Here is a 21243-nt window from a genome sequence, read left to right on the forward strand (position 1 = left end):
AAAGCAGATGAAATTCCGATGATGTGCGAAAGCGGGGCTCCTCCATGGACGGCGCACCTCCCGAGCAGCTCCGGTTCGCGGTGCTCGGTCCGTTACGGGCGTGGCGGGGCGCGGCGCCACTGGATCTGGGGCCGGTCAAACGGCAAGCCGTGCTGGCCGCGTTGTTGCTCGGCAAGGGTGCCGTGCTGAGCCATGAGCAGTTGATGCGCGGAGTGTGGGGGTCGGAGCCGCCCGCATCCGGTCACAAGGTGCTGGCCAGTCACGTCAACCCGCTGCGCCGGGCGCTCGACACGGAGGGCACGCGGCACACGGAGTCGGTGATCCGCAGCGGAAAGGGCTGGTACCGCTTCGCCCTCGACGGGGTCCGGCTCGATGTGGCGGATGTGACCGAACGGGCTGACGAGGCGCGACGTACGAAGGAGTCCGGCGATCTGGCCGGGGCCGCCGAGCGGTTGTCCGCGGCACTCGCACTGTTCCGGGGCGAGCCCCTGACCGGCCTGCCGGGGTTGTTCGCGCAGTCCGAGCGGGAGCGGCTGTCCGAGCGCCGGCGGGGGCTCCGGCTGGAGAAACTCAACTGCCTGGTTCTGCTCGGGCGGTTCGGTGAGGTCCTGGACGACCTCGGCGTCCTGTCCCCGTCCGACCGGTACGACGAGTCGTTGCTGGCGCTGCGGATGCGGGCCCTGTACGGCTGTGAACGCCAGGCGGAAGCGCTGAACGCCTACCAGGGCTTGCGCGTACGGCTGCGTGACGAGCTCGGCGTCGGCCCGGGGGAAGAGCTCCGCCGGCTGTACGAAGCGGTGCTGCGCCGCGACGACGAACTCCTTCTCGGTACGGGCGCCGCACGCTCCGCCGCACGTCCCGGCCGGCCCGGGACCCGCCGCTCCGTCAATGAGCTGCCGGGCGACGCCGGCCGCCTCATCGGCCAGGAGGCCGCGCTCGCGCAACTGACCGGGCCTTCCGCGCCCGGATCCGTATCGATCGTGACCGTGGACGGTACGGCCGGGGTCGGCAAGACCGCGCTCGTCGTACGCGCGGCCCGTGAGCTCAGCGACCGGTACCCGGACGGAAGTCTGTTCGTGGACCTGCGCGCGCACAGCACGCAGCGGCGCCAGTCCCCCGAGCAGGCGCTGCAGCGCCTGCTGCGCTCCCTGGGCGCGGCCCACGGCGAGTTGCCGAGCGACCTCGAGGAACTCGCCGCCGCCTGGCGCGCGGCGACCAGCGCGCTACGACTGCTCCTCGTACTGGACGACGTCCTGGACGCCGACCAGGTGCGACCGCTGCTGCCCGCGGGAGCCGGAAGCAGGGTGCTGGTGGCCGGACGTCGGCGGCTGGCCGAACTGGACGCCGACCGGCGGGTCACGCTGGAACCGCTGACCGGCAGGGATGCGGTGCTGCTGCTCACGCACCTCATCGGAGAGGAGCGCGCGAGCCGCGAGCCGGAGGCGACCCGACAGCTCGTCGGACTGTGCGACGGTCTGCCGCTGGCGCTGCGCATCGCCGGATCGCGGCTGCAGAACCGCCACACCTGGACGGTGGAGCACCTGGTGGGCCGGATGGCGGGCGACGAGCGCCGGCTCGGTGAACTGAGCGTCGGGAACCGCAGCGTCGAGGCTGCCTTCCGGCTGTCCTACGACCAGCTCGCACCCGAGCAGCAGCGCGGATTCCGCGCCCTGGGCCAGGCGCCGACGGTCGAGTTCGACGTACTGACGCCCGCGGCCATGCTCGGCGGGTCGTCCGACGACACCGAGCAGATCCTGGAGAGCCTGGTCGACACGAGCCTTCTGCAACAGCCGCGTCCGGGCCGCTACCGGTTGCACGACCTGGTTCGCGTGCACGCCCGGCGCCTCGCGGAAGCCCTGCCCGCCGAGGCCGCCGGCACGCGCACGGCCGCCCTCCGGCTCTACCTGGACGCCGCCCGGATCACCAGTGACTGGGGTCTTGCCACCGGTTTCCCCACCGGGCCCCGACCCGCCGGAGCACCGTTCACGCACTGGAAGGACGCGGAGGTCTGGCTGGACGCGGCCGGCGGGGAGCTCGCCGACGTCGTCGGGCACGCCGTGGCCCTCGGCGAGGTCGACCACGCGTGCTGGATCGCCGAGGCGCTGGTCGACTACTTCACACGGCAGGGCCGCTACCACGAGTGCCAGACCGCCCTGGAGATCGCACTCGCGCGCGTCGACGAGGCCACCGACCCGCGGATGGCCGTCGCCCTGCGCAACTGCCTGGCCTTCACGGGCGTGTACCAACGCCGGTACGCGCAGTCGCGGGCCTTGTTCACCGAGGCGCTCCACCTCAGCCGGCGCGGCCGCGACCCGATCGAAGAGACCCGGGCTCTCGTCGGGCTGGCGTCCGTCGACCTGAGCGTGGGCGAGGGCGGGCAGGCGATCGCCCGTGTCACCGCGGCGCTGGGCCTGTCCCGGCCGGCGGACAACGACTGGGTCGCCTCGATGGCATGCGTCATCCAGGGCCTCTCCCACCAGTTGGAGGGACGCAACGAGGAGGCGCTGGACTGCTTCGCCGCGGCCCGTACCCACGCCGACCGCAGCGGCAGACCGCGCATGCTCGGCAGGGTGCTGAGCTTCGCCGCCGACGTCCACCTCCGCCTCGGCCGGTACGCCGAGGCCGGGATCCTGCTCCGCCAGGCGGTCCACCTGGTCGAGGAGGGCGGGGACGTGTTCCTCTGCGCGCGCGGCCTGACCCGGCTGGGCACGGCGGTGCAGGCCGAGGGAGATCCGGACGCGGCGGTGGCCCTCCACCACCAGGCGCTGCGCCAGCACCGGTTGCTGTCCCCCCTCACCGAACCCGGCTACAACTGGCTGGAGATGGACATCCGCTCGCGGCTGGGCCGCGCCTACGTGGCGACCGGCCGTATCGACGAGGCGCTCGGGCAGTTTCAGGCCGTGCTGGACGTACCCGGGCGCCCGGGCTCGTCGCGCTGACCGTGCGTCGGCGACCGGGGAGCCCGAGGACCACGAAGAATGAAGCCGCATTGGGGATTCCGGCCGCCCGCAATCAGGGGGATCTGAAATGCGCCAGTGGCGGAAAATCGACCTGGAGAAAACGCGGGATTCGGCGCACGGGCGCCCGTCGGCCGCCGGTGGGGTCCTTCAGGAGTTCGGTCGGCGGGGCCCCGGGGCGATGTGAGAGATTGACGCTGCTCTCGTGAAGAACTCCTTGACGGACCGACAACGAAGGGGGTTGCCGGCGGCGGATGCGGAGCCGAAAGGGGCATGTCAACCCGCTGCCACGACGGCCCGGTTGAGCGCATGCGGAGCCGTGGTGGGGGTCAGGGGGGCGGAGATCCGGGTGATAGCATCCCGACATCTGTGATCTTGATCAATATTTGACTCAGATGCTGATCTGCGATCGGCGGCTTCATCTCCGCGTAACCGCAGGCGAACCGTGCCGATCAGCCGTGTTGCGGGGCCTCGCGAGGTGTATCTGCAGCCGTCGGCATGCCATGCGCCGGGAAAGGTTTCCATGAATCGAGACGCACTTGTGTGGTGCTTGGTTGCGGTGGCGGCGATAGCCGTTGCCGCAGTCGCGGCACTCGTCGCCCGCAACCGGGCGCTGGGGGCGAAGAAGCGGCACACCGAGGCCGAACTGAGGCAGGCGCTGCTCACGGCAGACGGCCACCTGCACTCCCTCCACGCCGACCTGCAGAGGTTCCGGAGCGAGCAGGACGCCACGCTCCGCGAAGCCCAGGAAGCGGCGGAGGAGAACACCAAGACCGTCCTCAAGGGTGCCGCCAGGTTCCTGCAGAGCCTCGCGGCCGAGCAGACGACGCTCCTGGACGACATCCAGCGCAAGTACGGCGGACACGCCGTCCTCAGCGACCTGATGGACGTCAACCACGCCAACGCGCAGATGGCGCGCAAGGCCCAGGGCATCGCCGTCATGTGCGGTGCGCCGCTCGGCCGTCGCAACAGGCCCGCCAGCGTCTACGACGTGGTGCGCAGCGCCCAGGGCCAGATCCGCAACTTCCACCGGGTCGCCATCATGCAGCAGACCGGTCTCGCGCTGAAGGCGTCCGCGGTCGCGCCCGTCGCACTCGCCGTGGCGGAGCTGCTCGACAACGCCGCGAGCTTCTCGCAGCACGACGCACCGATCGAGGTGACGTTCCAGCGCGTCCAGAACAACCTGTGCATCGTCATCGACGACGCCGGTGTGAGCATGAACGACGAGGACCGGCAGCGGGCGACCATGCTGCTCTCCGGAGAGGTCGCCCCCCGCCTGTCGGAGCTCGGGACCCAGCCGAAGTTCGGTTTCCCGGTGATCGGCCTGATCGCGCGTCAGTACGGTTTCAAGGTGGACGTCACCGGAGTCTCCCGATACGGCGGCGTCAGGGCCGTCGTCCTCTTGCCCGAGGAGCTGTGGACCATGGAGGAGATACCGCCCGCCCCCGCCCCCCAGGAGGCCCCGGTCAGCAACATCCGGCGCGCCGCCGAGAGCCGGCCCCAGAGCCCGCCGTCGCGCACGATGCACGGCCTGCCCAAGCGCGGCGCACGCCAGGCGCCCATCGCGAGCGTTCCCGATCCCGACGCCGCCCCGCCGGCGCCGCGGACCCCGGGAGAGCCGGGCCGCGCTTCCGGGCGCGGGCTGGGGGCCTTCCAGCGCGGCACGCTCTCCGGCCGCAACCTTGACGCCACCTCGTTCGAAGGGCCCGAAGACGCATGACCGCAGACCTGTCGTGGATGCTTGAGGACATCGTGCACAACGTGCCCCGCGCACGGCACGCCGTCCTGCTGTCCGCGGACGGCCTCCCTCGCGGCGCTACGGAAGGCCTGGCCGAGAAGGATGTACGCACCATCTCCGCCGCCATGGCCGGGATGCAGTCGCTCAGCCGGGCGACGGCCCACTTCGCCGGAACGGACGAGGACCGGCAGTGGAACCAGACCATCATCGAGTTCTCGCACGGCTGGAGCTTCCTGATCGGAGCCGGGCAGGGCTCCTATCTCGCCGCCGCGGCCGCGCCCGACGTGGACATGCAGCAGATCTCCTTCCGCATGCACCGCCTCGTCGCCCGACTGGGCACCAACCTCACCTCGCCCCCGAGGGTGAGCGCCGAGGACGCCGCAGGTGCCCGGCGCGGCGCCCCCCGGCCGCAGCGCGCCGGTGACTCGGGATTCGTCCTCCGCGAGCTCGACCAGGTGGTGTCCCGGGTCGAGGGCGCCCTCCACGCGGTGCTGCTGGGATCGGACGGCCTTCCCCGCGGGGCGACCGACGGGATGAGCCGCGACCTCGCGGACACGATCTCCGCGGCCATGACGGGAATCCACGCCTACAGCCGGGTGACCTCCCAGTTCGCGGGGGTCGTCGAGGACGCGGAATGGCGTCAGACGGTCATCGAGTTCCAGCACGGCTGGATCTTCCTGATCGCGGCCGGCCCCGATGCCCTCCTGGCCGCTGCCGCCGAACACGACTGTGACATAGAGGAGTTCACCATGCGTCTGCACGAGGTGGTTCCCAGACTGACCGCGGGGGCGACACCGGGGAAGGGAACAGGCCGTGCCTGACGGACCCGAACACGACGAACATCTGGAACTGACGTCTCCATTAGTCCCCCTCTTCGTGATCACGAACGGACGGGCGCTGCCCCCGGAGCACGAGTACGAGCACACGACGCTCGTGACGGCGACGGCGGCGGAGAGCGGACAGGTCACGGCGCGCACGCTCTCCCCGGAAGCGGGGCAGGTCATGGACCTGGTCGCGAACGGCTTCCTGTCCGTGGCCGAGGTGGCGGGGCACACGCACCTGCCCCTGGGCATCGTCCGCATCCTGCTGGCGCAGCTGGAGGAGGACCGTCTCATCCTCGCGAGGAGACCGATACCGCGTGCCGAACGTGTCGACAGAGAACTGGTCAGCGCCGTGCTCGAGGGCCTGAAGAATCGATTCGGAGCTTAGCCCGTGTACCTGGATCCAGACGTCTCCCACGCGGTGAAGATCCTCATAGTGGGGCACTTCGGGGTCGGCAAGACCACCTGCATCGGCAGTCTCTCCGAGATCGAGCCGCTGCGGACCGAGGAAGAGATCACCGAGGCCAGCATGGGCTTCGATGACCTGTCGGGCACGCCCGGCAAGAAGACCACCACCGTCGCCATGGACTTCGGCCGGCTCACCCTGAGCGACACCCTGGTGCTCTACCTCTTCGGAACGCCCGGCCAGGAACGCTTCAAGGAGATGTGGGAGGAGCTCTCCCGCGGTGCTCTGGGCGCGCTGGTCCTGGTCGACCCGGAGCGACTGCACGAGTCCTTCCCCGTCCTGGACCTCGTCGAGCGTTTCGGCCTGACGTACGCCATCGCCGTGAACCACTTCGAGGGCACCACGGACTACCCGCTCGACGAGGTGCGCGAGGCCCTGAACCTCACCGCCGAGACCCCCGTCGTCAAGTGCGACGTACGGGACCAGAACTCCTCGGCGCAGGCCCTCATCACCCTCGCGAAACACCTCATGTCCCAACTCGGCTAGGAGCGCAGGAATGCAACAGCCACGTGAACCGCAAGAGATACCCCCCGGCTGCCCCGCGCACGGGAACGTCCGGATGTACGGCCCCTCGTTCGGAGCCGACCCCGACAGCCACTACGCACAGCTGCGTCCGTACGGTCCCAGCGCGCCCGTGGACATCGCCCCCGACGTCGCGGCCGAGCTCGTCACCAGCTACGACGCCGCGCTGTACGTCCTGCAGAACCCCGCCTCCTTCGTACGCGACTCCCGCCGCTGGAACGCGCTGAGCGAAGGGCGCGTCCCGGCCGACAGCCCGGCACTGCCCATGATGGGTTACCGCCCCAACGCACTGTTCAGTGACGGTGCGGCGCACGCCCGACTGCGCAGGGCCGTCACCGACAGCCTCGCCACCGTCAACGAGCACCAGCTCATCAGGCAGACTCAGCAGTCCGCCAACTACCTGATCAGCCAGTTCAGTACCGACATCCGCGGGCAGGCGGAGCTGATGGCCGAGTACGCCCAGCCGCTGCCCCTGCTGGTGTTCAGCGAGCTGTTCGGCTGCCCGCCCGAGATCGGCGACCGGGTGATCGCCGGCATCAGTGGCATCTTCGAGGGAACGTCCGGGGCCGACGAGGTGCTCGGCGGTGCGCTCACCGAGCTGATCGCCCTCAAGCGGCGGCGCCCGAGGGCCGACCTGACGACGCGCCTGATGGAGCACTCGGCCCAGCTGAGCGACGAGGAGGTGCTCCACCAGCTGGTCACCCTCCTCTCCGGTGGCACCGCGCCGCTGGCCGCGGCCATCGGCACCAGCAGCGCCCTGTACCTCGGCGAGGACTGGCAGATCGGCCTCCCGGTCGAGGACGCGGTCTCCCAGACCCTCTGGAACTACGCGCCGATCGCCAACTACGCGGCGCACTACCCGACCCACGACGTCGAGCTCGGCGACAGGCTGGTCCGGGCCAACGACCCGGTCCTGATCTCGTTCGCCGCGGCCAACACCGACCCGAAGCTGACCAGGCACCGCGAACAGCTCAGCGCGAAGGCACACTTGGCGTTCGGGGCGGGCCCGCACGCCTGCCCCGCCAAGGACCCGGCTTTCATGATCGCCGTGACGGCCGTCGAGACGCTGCTCAACCAGCTTCCCGACGTCGAGATGCGCGTCCCGTTCAAGGCGCTCACCTGGGCGCCGAGCCCGTGGATCCGCTCGCTGGTCACCCTCCCGATCCGCTTCACCCCGAGGGCCGCTCCCCCGGCGGCCGAGTCGGCCGGATCGAACGCGGGCCAAACGTCCCAGCAGCAGGCAGCCGCCTCCTCTCCCTCCGGCACCGGCCCGTCGCGTGCGGGGGCCGGCGCCGCGCCGCAGCCCAAGGGCGGTCTTTTCAGCCGTTTCCTGGCGTGGACCAAGGGCGGGTGAATCGAGTGTGATTCTAGTAACGTCCTGAGTACTCAGTGGTAGTGGAGTCTTTAACGATCATGTGGGTATGCATGGCGGCTGGTTCTCAGAAAGGAGCCGCCATCATGGGCGTTGCCACAAGTCCGTCGTACGACCGCCGGGCGTCCGCCTCCCTCTTCTCCCGTCTGCGGACGGCCAGAGGGCAGGCCGACCCCTTCCCCATATACGCCGAACTCCTCTCGCGGGGCGAAGTGGTGCCCGCACCCTGGGGAGGCTCGGCGGTCACGGGCTTCGCCGCCTGCGACCAGGTTCTGCGCAGCCGGCAATGGCTGGAGCCCGACAGGGAATGGCGGGAGCGCCAGGGGCCGGGGACACGCTGGAACGCACCCAGCTCGCGCGAGATGAGCAACACGCTCGCCGCGCTCAACCCCCCGGACCACACCAGGGTGCGGCGGGCGGCGGGCACGTTCGACCGGGGCAGCGTGGAGCGCATCGGCCGCAACGTGCACCGGACCGCGGATCAGCTCCTCGACGCCTTCACGGAGCGAATACGCACCGGCGAGGCGGACATCTCGGAGCTCGTCTGCGAGGAGCTGCCCGTGGCCACCATCGGTGACTGGCTGGGGCTGCCCCGGGCCGACTGGCCCAGGCTCCGGCAGTTGACGCACGATCAGGTCTTCACCCAGGAACTCCTGCCCTCGGCCAGCCAGCTGGCTCTGTCCGACGCGGCCACGGCCGAACTCCGCACCTATTTCATGGAACTGGTGCGTGACCGGCGCTCCCACCCCGGCGATGACCCCGTCACCCGGTGGATCCGGACGTGGGACACGATCGAGCCCGACCGGGACAAGGCCGACGAGGCGGTCTACTTCCTGGTGTTGTTCGTCCTGCTGGCGGCCCTGGAAACCACCGCGACCCTCCTCTCGACGATGACGCTCCGGCTCGTCGAGAGCCCGGACCGCTGGGACATGGTCGCCGACAACCCGGACCTCGTGCCCGGGTTCGTGGAGGAGACGCTCCGCTACGACCCGCCCACCCATGTGATCAGCAGGGTCGCCTCGCAGGACTGCGTGCTGGGAGGCATCGAGATCCGCCGCGACGAGATGGTCCACCTCATGGTCGGAGCGGCGCACCGGGACCCGGCCAGGCACAGCGACCCGGACCGGTTCGACCCCGAGCGCACGCCCGGCCACCTCGCCTTCAGCGGCGGCATCCACTACTGCCTCGGCGCGCCGCTGGCCCGCCTCGAAGCCCAGACCCTCCTCCGCCAGCTGATCCGGCGGCTTCCCCGCCTCACCCTCGTACGCCCCCCGTCGATGGCGCCCCGCGTGGCGTTCCGGCGCCTTCTGAACCTGGACGTGGCCGTCGCATGACCGAATCCACCCACACCCGGACCGTTCCCAAGGCGGTCGTCGCCGAGCAGGACGGCCCCGTACTGCGCGTGCGCCTCAACCCCTGGGGGCAGGAGGACACCTTGGACTCCGCGGTCCTGGACGACCTCATCACCCTGCTGGACGACCTCCACGAGAGACCCGACGTCCGGATCCTGACGCTGTCGTCCATGGGTGCGGACTTCTGCCTGGGTGCCGACCGCGGCGAGTACGGGGAGGCACTGGCCGCCGATCCGTCCGGAGCGGGCCTGCGGCGCATCGCCGACAAGGCGCACCGGCTGTGCCAGGCCCTGGAGAACACGCACGCGGTCACCATCGCCCGGTTGCACGGGCGGGTCATCGGCGCGGGTCTCGCCCTCGCCTCCTTCTGCGATCTGCGCGCCGGGGCCGACACCAGCCGCTTCCGCATGCCGGAGGTCGGCATCGGGCTGCCGCCGGCGTGGGGCGGTGCGATGGGGCGGCTGGTCTCCGAGGTGGGCGCCTCAAGGATCCGCGAGCTCATGCTCACCTGCGACGTGTTCGACGCCGACACGGCCCACCGGATCGGTCTGCTGCACCGGACCGCCCCGCTCGACCAGCTGGACAAGGTCATCGATTCCTGGACCGGGCCCCTCGTCCGGCGCTCGCCCGAAGCGCTCGTCCTGACGAAGCGGATGCTGGCCGGCTACGCACGGGCGGACAGGACGGCGGACGTCTCCCTCCTCGACTCCCATCTCCTGGCGGCCACGCTCCAGCGGCACGCGACGGGCTGATCCTCCCGGGCCGACGCGGGCGGCCGGCCCCCTGCGGGTCGGCCACGGGGCCGTGGGCCGCCGGGCCGTGGGCCGCCGGGCCGTGGGCCGCCGGGCCGTGGTCCACCGGGCCGTGGGCCGCCGGCCCGGCTCACCGGCCGGGGTGGAGGGGTGCCGGTCAGGAGTCCGGGTGTGAGCGGTGCGCGGCCGGCGTGGATGCCCGGCGGTGTCGGATGTTGACCACCGCGGCCCTGGTCAGTGCCACGGGGTTCAGGAAGCGCGGCGGACCGATCAGGCGGGAGGCGAACAGGTACATGTGCCGCGCCATCGCCTCGTCGCGCGCCGCCGCCGAGAAGACCAGCCGCTCCCCGGGGTTGAACGGGCGGGCCTTGGCGAAGTCGACCGCCAGGTTCTGGTGGCCGCGCAGCCGGCGGCGGTGGGTACGGGCGTACGCCGCGAGGGACCTGTCGAGGTCGCCGCGGCCGGCCGCGGCCGGGGCCACCGCCCGCGCCAGCCAGTGCGCCGACTGCAGGGCCCAGCCGCAGCCCACTCCCCACAGGGGATCCCCGGTCAGGGCGGCGTCGCCGATCAGGGCGATGCCCGGTGCGGTCGGATCCCGGGTGACGAGGGGGTAGTCGACCGTACCGATGATCTTGGTGATGCGTTCGGCGGAGTCGATGGGCGGCGCCTCTGGCAGGGCGCGGACGAAGTCGAGGAAGCTGCCCTCCAGGTCTTCCCGGAAGGCCGGCAGTCGCTTCTTGTCCGGGAGCACCGCGAGGACCGTCACCCCGTCGTCGTTCGGGAACGCGTAGGCCATGTCGGGTTCGAGGAACCAGGTCTGCCCGATCCCGCCGTGCAGCGGAAGGTCGCGGAAGTGGGCGAGGTAGCCGAATCGCCCGTTCTCGTGCAGCCGGGTGGGCACCTCCGCGAGCTTCGCCACCGCCGAGTCCTTGCCGTCGGCGCCGACCACCAGGCGGGCCCGGATCTCCCGTTCGCCCCGCGGTGTCGACGCGCGCACGCCCACGGTCCGCCCGGCCTCCCGGATCAGCCCGGTCACCCGGTGGCCGGGGAGCAGGTCGACGCCGGGGGTCTGCGCCGCGCGGGATCTGATCAGCGGGTCGAGGACGCTGCGCCGGATGTTGTACGCGTACGGGAGCTCGGGGCCGCCCGGCGCGGCCCTCGGCTCGATCCAGCCCCAACGGGTGTACCAGCGCGCCTCGTTGCGGACGGCTCCGGCCTCTTCGAGAGCGGGAACGAGGCCGAGTTCGTCCAGCACGGGGTAGGCGTTGGCCGTGATGGAATGGGTGCACAGCACCTTGTACGCCCCGGGGTCCGAGTGGCGTTCCAGCAGTGCGACGCGGACACCGCGTCGAGCGAGCAGGATCGCCGCGGCGCTGCCGGCCGGGCCGGCTCCGCCGATGACGACGTCGTAGTCGTGTCCCGCGCTCTCAGGGTTGGTCATGCTCTGATCGCCCCCCTCGGGTAGTGCAGTGGCACTGCTGTCAGGAACATGACCAACTGTAGGCGGACTACCGTTTCTCCGGCACTCGTTCCAGTGCGCGGATCGCGGGGACGCCCAGCATCACGCCGATGCACACGACGCCCACGGCCGAGGAGAACAGCAGCACCCGGTCCGCTCCGAAGGCGGCCGCCGCCGGGCCGGCCAGGGCGCGGCCCACGGGGATGACCATGATCGAGCCGGCCACGTCGTAGGCCGAGACGCGGCTCAGGACGGCCAGCGGGATGTGGGACTGCACGCTCGTCGCCCACATGACGCCCCAGAACGCGAACCCGCAGCCCGCCACGGCCCCGGTCACCGCCGTCACGGTGAAGGACCAGCCCAGGGCGGGCGCGAGGGGGTTGAGGGAGAAGAAGAACATCGCGCAGGCCCCCGCGACGAGCGGGCGCCGGGGGCGGACCCGCATGCCGAGCAGGCCGCCGACGATCGTCCCGGCGCCGTCGGCCGAGGCGATCCAGCCGTATCCGCCGGCGCCGTGCTGTTCGGTGAGCAGCGTCGCGCCCAGCGGAAGGGCCGGGCCGAAGACGAAGAGGCCGTACACCGCCCATACGGAGATGACCCCCCACAGCCAGGAGCGGGACCGGAACTCGTGCCATCCGGCGGCCAGTCGGTGCCACATCGGGTCGTCGCTCTCGTCCCGGGCGGTGCCGAGCCCGCGCAGCGGCGCCAGGCCCAGGGCGCTGAGCGCGTACGCCGCCGCGATGACCACGAACGATCCCGCCACGTTCCAGTAGGCCACGAGGAGACCGGCAACCCCGGGACCGAGCAGGGTGCAGATGGCCTCGGAGATCCTCAGGAGGGCGTTGGCCCGCTGGATGTCCTCGGCGACCCGGGGCACCAGGCTCGCCAGGCCCGGCTGGAACATGGCGGTGGCGGCGCCGCTGAGGGCCAGCAGCGCCATGACGTGCCACAGCCGTACGTGGTCGCCGATCAGCAGCAGCGCGAGCGCGAGCATGACCACCGTGCGCACCACGTCCGCGCCGACCATCATCACCTGGGGGGTGAACCGGTCGGCGAGGACCCCGCCGAACAGCACGAGCAGGACGATCGGCGCCATCCACGCGGCCAGCGCGTAGCCGACGCCGGCCGCCCCGTATCCCGCCCCGAGCACGGCGGTCGTCAGCGACACCATCAGCATGCCGTCGCCGAGCAGCGAGGTGCTGCGGGCGGTGAAGAACAGCCGGAAGCGGCTCGACCGCCACGGGCTGGGCGGCGGGGTCTGCTGTTCCCGCCGCGCGGTTGCCTCATCCATCGTCATGTCACATCGGCCGCTGCCGGCCGGTCCCTTCCCTGAGGATCTTCCGGTGGAGCCAGGCGTCGCCGCGGTCCGCCTCGGCCGGCGGGTGCCGGACGATCACGTACCGGCTCGGGGCCAGTACTCCGGGGCGGCCTGGGAGCGCGTCCATCAGCGCGGTGTGGGCCTGCGCCGGGGTGAGCGGGGTGTCGCCCGCGGCGATGTACGCCGTCAGGGCGCTCTCCGCCGGCGCGTTCCCGGCCGGCGCGCTCCCGGCCGGGGCGTCCGCGGTGACGTGTACGGGCAGGCCGTCCAGGGCCCGGCTCAGCGTCGCGGCCACGAGCGGCGGCGAGGTCCAGGAGCCGTCCACCCGGAGCCAGTGGGGGCCGCGTTCCACCGGCCGGACCCCCGTCTCCCCGGTGAGCGACGCGAGCGGCACGTCCCGCGCGGCGACGGCCTCCAGGAGCCGCACCAGACCGGTGAGGAGACCCTCGGCCTCCTCCCGCCCGAACAGCACGGGGTCGGCCCACATGCCGAGGTGCAGCAGCGGATCGGTCGCGTGGACGAAGACGAGGGCGCGGGTCGGCAGGACCTGCTCCGGGCCCCAGGTCAGCTCCAGCTCCGGCCCGTACGGGTCCCGGCCCTGCGGCGGGCCGTCCGCGGTGAGGGAGGCCACGGTGGCGGGGAGCGTGCTCACGTCGTTGAACACGACGTCGCGCGCGAACCGGCTGCCGCGCTCGAAGGTGGCCCTGCCGATCACCTCCCACAGGCCGAGCGCGTCGAACCGGCTGTGCCGGTAGGCGTTCAGGGCCGCTCCCCAGGCCTTCTTGAGGAGCACGTCGAAGGACGGCACCCGGACGTCGAGGGAGAGCAGGGCGTCCTGGGAGAGGGTGTTCACCGAGCGCGCGAGCCGGGGGTGGTACCGGTTGGAGGTCGGGGCGGCGATGACGCAGGCGTCCTGCCCGGTGCGGTGGGCGACGAGCGCGCACCAGGCGGTCAGCAGGACGGTGGACGGCAGGGCGCCGGTGCGTTCGGCCGCGCCTGCCAGCGCTCGGGCGGCCCGCCGCGACCGGAGGGTGAGCAGGGGCGCCCGTACCTCGGTGCCCTCGGCGCCCGGCTCCGCGAACATCGCCTGGGGTCCGGTGCGGATGATCCGCTCCCAGTGCCGCAGCGATGCCTCGGACCTGCGCAGACCGGCCGGGGTGGCCTCCTCCGCGGCGAGGCCGAGCGGGGTGAGCGCGGCGGGCGGGGCGAGCTCCTCGCCCGCGAGCAGGCCGAGCCATTCCTCCTTCAGGACCGCGAGGGCGCCGGCGTCGGTCAGGGCGTGGCTCGCCGCCATGGCCACGCACACGGGCGTGCCGGCGCGTGTCACCAGGGAGAGGCGGAGGGGGAAGTCCCGGTCCAGCCGGAAGGGTTCCTCGCGCGCCCGTCGGGCCAGCGACTCGGCGTACCCGACGGGGTCCCCGGGGAGTTCCCCGTGGTCGAGGACGGTGACGGTGAACGTTCCCCGGGCCGCCACGGCCTGCTCGCGGGGCGCGCCGCCCGGGGCGTGCGGGAAGGTCGTGCGCAGGGCCTCGTGCCGTACGACGAGGGCGCGCAGGGCTTCGACCACCGAGTCCGTCCGGGTCCCCTCGGGGACCGGCCACACGTCGTGGATGTTGATGTGATCGGGCTCGTCCCGCAGCATGCAGCGGATCATGTTGGCCTGCCCCATCGTGACGGGGCCCCGGCGCTCCTCCCCGCCCGCGTACGTGACGGTGAGGACGTGCGTGCCGTTCGGCCGGCGGGAGCGGCTCATGCGGTGCATCGCGCGGACTCCCGGTGCGTCGGGCCGGGACGGCCCTGCGCCCGGCTCGCGCGGGTCAGGTCCTCCCAGGCGTCGGTCAGGACGGCGAAGTCCTCCATGTCCTGCCGGGCGTCGTCGAGGAGCCGTGCGCGGCGGGCGGTGAGCACGTCCGCGGCCGTGGTGTAGCGGCCGCCCAGGGTCCGGTAGGAGCGGTCGAGGACGTCGAGCCGTCCGGCGCCCTCCTCGGGGCCGACGCGGGCGCCGTCCCTGAGGAAGCCCGCGACGGCGGCGGCGCGGACGTGGCCGTCGGGGTCGAGCAGCGCCTCACCGGCCTGCCGCGTGGCGGCGTACACGGCGTCGAGGTGCGGGCCGGAGAGGAGGAACTTGGCGAAGCGCAGCTGGTAGGCGAGGAAGCCTTCGTCGGAACGGCGTTCGCGCGTATGGAAGTTGACGATGTGCCGGTTGTGGAGGACTCCCGGCAGCCGTGCGTCGTGGACCAGGTGGAGGAGGAAGTAGTCGCTGCCGATGGTGTCGGTGGCCGGCGGCAGGGGCACCCGGGCGTAGACCTCGCGGTCGAGGGCGATGTTGCACATGTCGACGCGCAGGGGGCTGACGCGGGTGAGGGTGGTGGTGTCGCCGGTGAACGCGGCGGTACCGGCGCCCCGGAAGGACTCGGCGATCAGGTTCCTGCGCCAGATCTCGGGGTGGCCTGCGGGGACGGAGAGGCCCACCACGTCCTCGTAGACGGACGGGTCGAGGCGGCGGATCTCCTCCACGTCCACGGACATCTCGCCGACGAAGGAGCCCCCGACCAGGGCCACCGGCCGGTCCGCGCAGGCGGGGTCGAGCCTGCTGCGGGTGACCAGGGCGGACACGTCGGCGGCGGGCCGCCCGAGGGACGTCAGCTCGTGGTGGAGGGGGAAGACCGGTTCTCCGTCCAGGTACTGGTAGCGGCTGTCCGAGTCCCGGCGGTGGACGGAGGTGCAGCCCAGGGCCTCCGCGATGAGGAAGGCGCGGTTGGTGCAGGCTCCGTAGGAGACGCGGGACGGCAGCATCAGGTCCAGCAGCCGTCCGGGTGCGGCGGCTGCGGACCGGGTGATCACCTCGTGCAGGAAGGCCCGTTGGGCGTCTTCGTCGAGGTGGTGCACGACCACTCCCGGGACCGCGGGCAGGGCGGCGACCGCCTCCCGGTGCCCGGCGAGCGCCGGGGCGTCGCAGGAGTCGAGGACGAGGAGGTGCACCTCGGCGCCGAAACGGCGGGCGCCGTACGCGGCCTCCTCGGCCACGGCCCTGATCGTCGCCGCGCAGGGCCGGTTGGTGGGAAGGGTCAGGCAGACACGGCGCACGCCGGCTCCCCGCTCCGGTCGGCGCGGGTGGCGGTGCCCGTCTCCTTCCAGGACGTGAGCCCGAGCAGCCGGCTGCCGAGCTCGTTCAGGGTGGCCGTGGGGTAGCGCTCGGACTCGTGCAGGACGGGGTCGCCGACCAGGGTGCGGTTCCAGCGCGGGGTCCTCAGGTGCCGCCAGGCGTCGACGCGGGAGCGCTTCAGCCGCTCGTGTTCCTCCAGGGCCGGCATCATCGACAGGTACTGGACCGCCCGCACCTGGTCCCGGGAGGTGTTGCGCGCCACGCCGTGGGCGAGCAGGCCGTTCCAGATCAGCAGGTCGCCGGGGTGCAGGTCGGGGCGTACGACGGGGTACTCCGCCCGGTCGGCGCCGGGGCGCAGGGGGTCCCGGTCGGCCGCCTGGCCGACCCTCCAGGCGTCGAACCGGCGGAACAGCTCCGGGCTGCACTGGAAGCCGCCCGACTCCGGCCGGGTGTCGTTGAGCGCGATGATCCCCTGGACGCGCTGCGGCGGAACGCCGAGCGTGGTGTCGATGTCCCAGTGCAGTTCGATGTCGAAGCCCCGGTCCGTGGGCTCGATCAGGGCGCGGTCGCGGTTCCCGACGTTGGGCGGGTTGAGGTTGAGCCGGTCCTGGGTGACCCAGAGTTCCTCGCAGTCCCATACGTCGACGAAGGCGTCGTAGACGCGCTGGGCCTGCCGGTTGTCCCAGAGGAGCTGGTGGTGGTACGCCTCCACGAAGCCGTACACGTGCAGTTGCCGGTCCAGGTCGGAGCGGAACGGCCGGTCCTCGTACCAGCTGTCCGGCCGGTCCGGGTCGAGGCCCTGGAATTGCCAGGTGAAGTCGAGGAGGCGCCGCGCCGCTTCCGCCGGGACCGCCTCGCGGACGATGACGTAGCCGTACGTCTGCCAGTGGGCGAAGTCCTCCTCGGACAGCACCCGCAGCGGTCTCGACTTCTTCAGCTCCCGCAGGGTGGTCTGGGCAAGGTAGGACTCGCCGTCCGCGCTGAAGTACGGCAGGTCCGAGGCCGCCCGGTGGAGACGGGGGCGGCGGGGAGCAGATGTCGTCATGCGGTCCCTCCAGAAAGGGAGTCGGGGCGGCGGTTCGGCTCGTCGGCGGGCGCGGCCGCGCCGCCGGGTACGAGGGGGAAGGGCAGCGGTGACGCGCGCTCCTCCTCGGCCGGAGGACAGCGCGGGGCGGCCCTCGGCGCGGGCCGGTGGCGGACGGCGGGGACGGGTGGTCACGCCGTGGCGCGGGTGCGTGGGCCGCGCCGTTCGACGGAATTGGTTTAGACCATAACCGCTGCCAAGTGGCATCTCAAGAGACGGAGTTGCGCCGAAACGGAGCCTGGAACTCCACTCGACCGTCCGCCAGGTTTGGTCTAGACAATAGCCGTGCGGGCGGCTTAGTGTCCTGATGCGCAGTCCACCCCTAATCGGACATTCGGCTTCTTCGCCGTCGCGCACCCGTCGCGGTCGACGCCGACCGCACGCGCGGACCTCCCCACCCGTCCGCGCCCCGGTGCAAGCGCGTCGGCGGCACCGCGCGGACGCCGTGGCGAGATCGCCGCGCCCACCCGTGCGGCCGACGCCGTCGACCGTCCACCCACGCCCAGAGGAAGCGGTTCCCATGAGCACACCCAGCACCACGGCCCTGCCGGACGGCGGCCTGAAGAGCCCAGGTGCGGGCCTGATCACGCTGGATCCGGTCCGCACCACCCTCCTGCGCGGACTGGACGACCTGCTCACGGGGCTGGCCGCACGGCTCCACGCCCCCGAGGTCATCGGTCCGCCGCTGCTGTCCGTGGAGGGGCTGGCCCGGCTCGACTTCTTCCGCAACTTCCCCCACCTCGGCGTCTCCGCCGGGCGTTTCGCCCCGGACGCGCTCGACGGGCTCGCCGCCGGCGAGGCGCCGGGAGAGCTGCCGCTGCGGCCGACCGGCTACCTCCTGCCGTCCGCCACCTGCTACGGGCTGCTGCTCTCCCTGGAGGGCAGGGACGTGGGCGAGGAAGGCCTGCGCCTCTCCGCCGCCGGCCGTTGCTTCCGCAATGAGACCCACTACGACGGGCTGCGCCGCCTGTGGGGCTTCCACATGCGGGAGGTGCTCTACCTCGGCACCAAACAGGGCGCGGTCGAGCACCTGGAACAGGGAGCAGGGTTCATCCTGGAGGCAGCCGCGCGCCTCGGACTGGAACTGGACAGGGCCGTCGCCGACGACCCGTTCTACGACAAGGGGGGCGCCCGGGCCCGGCTGATGGCCCTGGACCCCGTCAAGCACGAGTTCTGCGCCCCCGACGGCACGGCCATCGCCTCCGTGAACCGGCACCGCAACTTCTTCGGCGAGCGGCTGGACATCCGTGCGGGCTCCGGCGGCCCGGCGTACAGCGCCTGCGTCGCCTTCGGCCTCGAACGCTGGGTCCACGCGATGGTCCTCGCCCACGGCACCCCCGAGCGGGCCCTGGACCGGCTCCGCGACGCCGCCCTCTGAGGCGGCCCGCCCCACCCTCACGTCACCGCAACAGCAGCAAGGAGCGACTCTCCCCCATGGACCGCATCGCCACGTGGCTTCACGAGAAGAACCCCGGCCTCGACGGCCCCATCGGCACCGACGAGGACCTCATCGAGGCACGCCTCATCGACTCGATGGACTTCCTGGAGTTCGTCGACCTCCTGGAGGAGCTGTCCGGCACCACCATCGACCTCCAGGAGGTCACCATCGACGACTTCCGCACCCTCGACAACGTCCAGAAGCGCTTCCTGAGCGCGTGCCCCTGACCGACGGCGCGGCGCGGGGCCGGGACACGGGCATCGCGGTGGTGGCGACCACCCGGGAGGTCCTGGCCCGCCCCGGGCTCCACGAGGGCCTGCTCGCGCCCTGGGAACGGCGGCGGCTCGCCGGGATACGGGTGCCGGGCCGCCGTGACGACGTACTGGCGGCGCGGCTCCTCGTCCGGCTGTGCGTCGCCCGCCACACGGGCCTGACCCTGCACGAGTCGGCCCCGGCGCAGCTGTGCCCCGGGTGCGGACGGCACGGCCACGGGCGCCCGTACCTGCGCGTCCGTCCCGGGCTGGGGGTGAGCATGAGCCACGCGGACGGTCTGGTCGCGGCGGCCGTCGGTCCGGGCGCCGTCGGCATCGACGTCGAGCCCTCGACGCGCCGCCCGGGCCCGCCGCGCGTGCTCCGCCGCCTGCTGCCCGAGGCGGACCTCCGCGAGGCCGGCGCCGGTCCGGATCCCGGCCCGGCGCTGCTCCGGCTGTGGGTCCGCGCCGAAGCCCTGCTGAAGGCGGGCCGCCGCGACCTCCACGTCCTCGAATGGCAGGACCACGACCGGGCGGCCGTCGCGGCCGTGGCCGCCACCGCCCCCATCGCGGTCCTGCCCGCCGGCGCCGCCCTCGCCGGCCGCGCAGACCGCGGGGACGAGGGCGGGGACGGCGGTGGGGTGGTCACACGGGCCGGGCCGCGTCGGCTTCGTGGTGGATGCCCGTGAGCAGGGCCCAGACGACGAGGAGGTTCACGGCGATCAGCACCATGGCCCACCAGGGGTAGTACGGCAGCCAGAGGAAGTTGGCGATCGCTCCCAGGCCGGCGACGGTGACGCCGAAGTAGCGGGCCCACAGGGCCTCGCGGAGCACGGCGACGCCCGCGAAGACGAGCAGGGCGCCGAGGATGATGTGCACCCAGCCCCAGCCCACCAGGCTGAACTCGAACACGTAGTGGCGCGTCGCGACGAACACGGGGTCCCTGGAAGCGGCGGATATCCCTTCGAGGAGCGCCATCACGCCACCGAAGATCATCAGCGCCGCGGCCAGTTGGGTGCGGCCTGACGCGTGCGCATGATGGGGCCTGGGGTGTTCTTGCCCTGCGCGGGCTCTGCTGGCGTCACTGGCCATGTCGGCCTCCATGGGTTGCGGAGCCGGTCCGAAGTGACCGCGACCGGCGGAATACCCCGTTTCAGCCTGGCACGGCGGGCCCGCATCGGCACTCCGGGCGCCCCGGCACCGCCCGGAGCTACGCCGACGCCGGGTGCGGTGGGTACGGCGGGCGGGCCGGGGCGACCGAGGGCGCGGGCAGGGGCGGGAGCTCGGGGGTGTGCAGCCAGGCGGTGAGGAGGTCGTCCAGGGGTTCGGTGGCGTAGCGGGCCACGTGGGCGGTGAACACGGCGGTGGTGACCACCCCGTGGCGGTGCACGGCCGCCCAGTCGCGGAGCATGCGGAAGAACGCGGTGTCGCCCAGGGCGCAGCGAATCGCGTGGACGGTCAGCCCCCCGCGCTGGTAGAGGCGGTCGTCGAACATCAGCTTGCGGCCCGGGTCGGCCAGGCGCAGGTCCTGTGGCTGCGCGGAGAGCAGCCGGTGGGCGGTGGCGGCGAGGTCGTGCGCGGGGCGGCCGCCGGAGCGCTCCGACCAGAGCCATTCCGCGTACTTCGCGAGGCCCTCGTTGAGCCAGATGTGTCGCCAGTCGGCGATGGTGACGCTGTTGCCGAACCACTGGTGCGCGAGTTCGTGCGCGATGAGGCGCTCCGATCCGCGGGCGCCGTCGACATGGTTGGCGCCGAAGAGGGAGAGCCCCTGGGCCTCGACGGGGACGTCGAGTTCCTCGTCGGCGATGACGACGGCGTACTCGCCGAAGGGGTAGGGCCCGAAGAGTTCCTCGAAGAGGCGCATCATGGCGGGCTGCCGGGCGAAGTCGCGGGAGAACCGCGGCAGCAGGTGCGCCGGTACGTGGGCGGTCTGCGCGACGCCGTCGAGGCCGGGGTCGCCGAGCAGCACCGTCTGGTACAGGCCGATGGAGAGGCCGACCAGGTAGCTGGAGGTCGGTGCGGGCTGCTCGTAGACCCAGGTGGTGGTGCTGGCCCGGGTGGTCCGGGTGAGGAGGCGGCCGCCCGCCACGACGGTGTACGCGGAGGGCGTGTTGACGGAGATGTGGTACGAGGCCTTGTCGGCGGGCCGGTCGTTGCACGGGTACCAGGAGGGTGCGCCGACGGGCTGGCTGGCCACGAGCGCGCCGTCGGCCAGTTCCTCCCAGCCGAGGCCGCCCCAGGGGCTGCGCACGGGCTTGGGGTTGCCCGCCCAGTGCACCTCCACGGTGAAGGCGGCACCGGCGGGCAGGGGCTTGGCGGGTCGTATGCGCAGCTTGCCGCCCCGGTGGGCGTAGTGCGGGACGCGGCCGTCGACCAGGACGCGGCCCACCTTGAACTCGGCCAGGTTCAGGGCGAACTCGGCGAGCGGGGCCCGGCCGGCGATCGCGCTGAGCCGGGCCGTCCCGGACAGCCGGTTGGGGCCGGGTCGGTACTCCAGAGCGAGTTCGTACCGGTGCACGCGGTAACGGGAGTCGCCGTTGGCCGGAAAGTACGGGTCCGATGCCGCTGTCTTCTGGCCGCTGAGGTTCATGGCCGTCCCTGCTCCCT

General features: G+C 72.4%; 18 protein-coding genes. 11 read left to right on the forward strand and 7 right to left on the reverse strand.

The genetic code is table 11. The features are described 5' to 3' along the window. The first annotated feature begins 44 nt into the window (after window positions 1-44). The 8 genes from ACEPPI_RS02955 (at window position 45) to ACEPPI_RS02990 (ending at window position 9980) form a co-directional block, all read left to right on the forward strand. Window positions 45-2939 carry a BTAD domain-containing putative transcriptional regulator gene (locus ACEPPI_RS02955; RefSeq protein ID WP_373913671.1) on the forward strand — a complete coding sequence of 965 codons (2895 nt, stop codon included), beginning with the start codon at window positions 45-47 and terminating at the stop codon, window positions 2937-2939. A 541-nt stretch (window positions 2940-3480) separates the two neighbouring features. Next, a complete protein-coding gene (locus ACEPPI_RS02960) occupies window positions 3481-4677 on the forward strand; it encodes an ATP-binding protein (RefSeq protein ID WP_373913672.1) in 1197 nt (398 codons plus the stop codon). Continuing rightward, entirely contained in the window at window positions 4674-5516 is an 843-nt protein-coding gene (locus tag ACEPPI_RS02965; protein ID WP_373913673.1) for a roadblock/LC7 domain-containing protein, read from the forward strand. Before ACEPPI_RS02960 ends, ACEPPI_RS02965 begins: the two co-directional genes overlap by 4 nt. Continuing rightward, window positions 5509-5904, forward strand: a complete 396-nt coding sequence (locus ACEPPI_RS02970; RefSeq protein WP_373913674.1) for a DUF742 domain-containing protein — start codon at window positions 5509-5511, stop codon at window positions 5902-5904. The genes ACEPPI_RS02965 and ACEPPI_RS02970 overlap by 8 nt, the downstream gene beginning before the upstream one ends. A gap of 3 nt (window positions 5905-5907) precedes the next feature. Next, entirely contained in the window at window positions 5908-6468 is a 561-nt protein-coding gene (locus tag ACEPPI_RS02975) for an ATP/GTP-binding protein (protein WP_356214947.1), read from the forward strand. A 10-nt stretch (window positions 6469-6478) separates the two neighbouring features. After that, entirely contained in the window at window positions 6479-7858 is a 1380-nt protein-coding gene (locus tag ACEPPI_RS02980) for a cytochrome P450 (RefSeq protein ID WP_373913675.1), read from the forward strand. Between the two features lie 104 nt (window positions 7859-7962). Then, window positions 7963-9210: a cytochrome P450 gene (locus ACEPPI_RS02985; RefSeq protein ID WP_373913676.1), complete on the forward strand. Its 1248-nt coding sequence runs from the start codon at window positions 7963-7965 to the stop codon at window positions 9208-9210. Next, window positions 9207-9980 carry an enoyl-CoA hydratase/isomerase family protein gene (locus ACEPPI_RS02990; protein WP_373913677.1) on the forward strand — a complete coding sequence of 258 codons (774 nt, stop codon included), beginning with the start codon at window positions 9207-9209 and terminating at the stop codon, window positions 9978-9980. Before ACEPPI_RS02985 ends, ACEPPI_RS02990 begins: the two co-directional genes overlap by 4 nt. A gap of 157 nt (window positions 9981-10137) precedes the next feature. Here ACEPPI_RS02990 and ACEPPI_RS02995 read toward each other — a convergent pair whose 3' ends face one another. The 5 genes from ACEPPI_RS02995 to ACEPPI_RS03015 all read right to left on the reverse strand — a co-directional run bounded on the left by ACEPPI_RS02995 (window position 10138) and on the right by ACEPPI_RS03015 (window position 16908). Then, complete coding sequence (locus ACEPPI_RS02995) at window positions 10138-11421, reverse strand: NAD(P)/FAD-dependent oxidoreductase (protein ID WP_373913678.1); 1284 nt, start codon at window positions 11419-11421, stop codon at window positions 10138-10140. A gap of 67 nt (window positions 11422-11488) precedes the next feature. After that, the gene (locus tag ACEPPI_RS03000; protein ID WP_373913679.1) at window positions 11489-12736 is read right to left on the reverse strand and encodes an MFS transporter; all 1248 of its coding nucleotides are present in this window, start codon (window positions 12734-12736) and stop codon (window positions 11489-11491) included. Window position 12737: 1 nt separating this feature from the next. Continuing rightward, complete coding sequence (locus ACEPPI_RS03005; protein ID WP_373913680.1) at window positions 12738-14510, reverse strand: condensation domain-containing protein; 1773 nt, start codon at window positions 14508-14510, stop codon at window positions 12738-12740. After that, window positions 14507-15844, reverse strand: coding sequence for a DUF6271 family protein (locus ACEPPI_RS03010; protein ID WP_373913681.1), 1338 nt, complete (start codon window positions 15842-15844; stop codon window positions 14507-14509). Before ACEPPI_RS03010 ends, ACEPPI_RS03005 begins: the two co-directional genes overlap by 4 nt. Further along, a complete protein-coding gene (locus tag ACEPPI_RS03015) occupies window positions 15826-16908 on the reverse strand; it encodes a phytanoyl-CoA dioxygenase family protein (protein ID WP_373913682.1) in 1083 nt (360 codons plus the stop codon). Before ACEPPI_RS03015 ends, ACEPPI_RS03010 begins: the two co-directional genes overlap by 19 nt. Before the next feature lie 559 nt (window positions 16909-17467). Between ACEPPI_RS03015 and ACEPPI_RS03020 the strand changes: the two genes are divergently transcribed. The 3 genes from ACEPPI_RS03020 to ACEPPI_RS03030 are packed head-to-tail and all read left to right on the forward strand — an operon-like array spanning window position 17468 to window position 19325. After that, window positions 17468-18325 (forward strand): hypothetical protein, encoded by an 858-nt coding sequence (locus tag ACEPPI_RS03020; RefSeq protein ID WP_373913683.1) that lies wholly within the window; start codon window positions 17468-17470, stop codon window positions 18323-18325. A gap of 56 nt (window positions 18326-18381) precedes the next feature. Continuing rightward, a complete protein-coding gene (locus ACEPPI_RS03025; protein ID WP_373913684.1) occupies window positions 18382-18612 on the forward strand; it encodes an acyl carrier protein in 231 nt (76 codons plus the stop codon). Beyond that, a complete protein-coding gene (locus ACEPPI_RS03030; RefSeq protein ID WP_373913685.1) occupies window positions 18603-19325 on the forward strand; it encodes a 4'-phosphopantetheinyl transferase superfamily protein in 723 nt (240 codons plus the stop codon). The genes ACEPPI_RS03025 and ACEPPI_RS03030 overlap by 10 nt, the downstream gene beginning before the upstream one ends. On the opposite strand, the gene ACEPPI_RS03035 is transcribed toward ACEPPI_RS03030, so the two are convergent. Next, complete coding sequence (locus tag ACEPPI_RS03035; protein WP_373913686.1) at window positions 19282-19728, reverse strand: hypothetical protein; 447 nt, start codon at window positions 19726-19728, stop codon at window positions 19282-19284. The genes ACEPPI_RS03030 and ACEPPI_RS03035 overlap by 44 nt on opposite strands. Before the next feature lie 118 nt (window positions 19729-19846). Further along, entirely contained in the window at window positions 19847-21226 is a 1380-nt protein-coding gene (locus ACEPPI_RS03040) for a M1 family metallopeptidase (protein ID WP_373913687.1), read from the reverse strand. Window positions 21227-21243 lie beyond the last annotated feature (17 nt).

The organism is Streptomyces sp. AB3(2024), assembly GCF_041862025.1.
Lineage (GTDB): Bacteria > Actinomycetota > Actinomycetes > Streptomycetales > Streptomycetaceae > Streptomyces.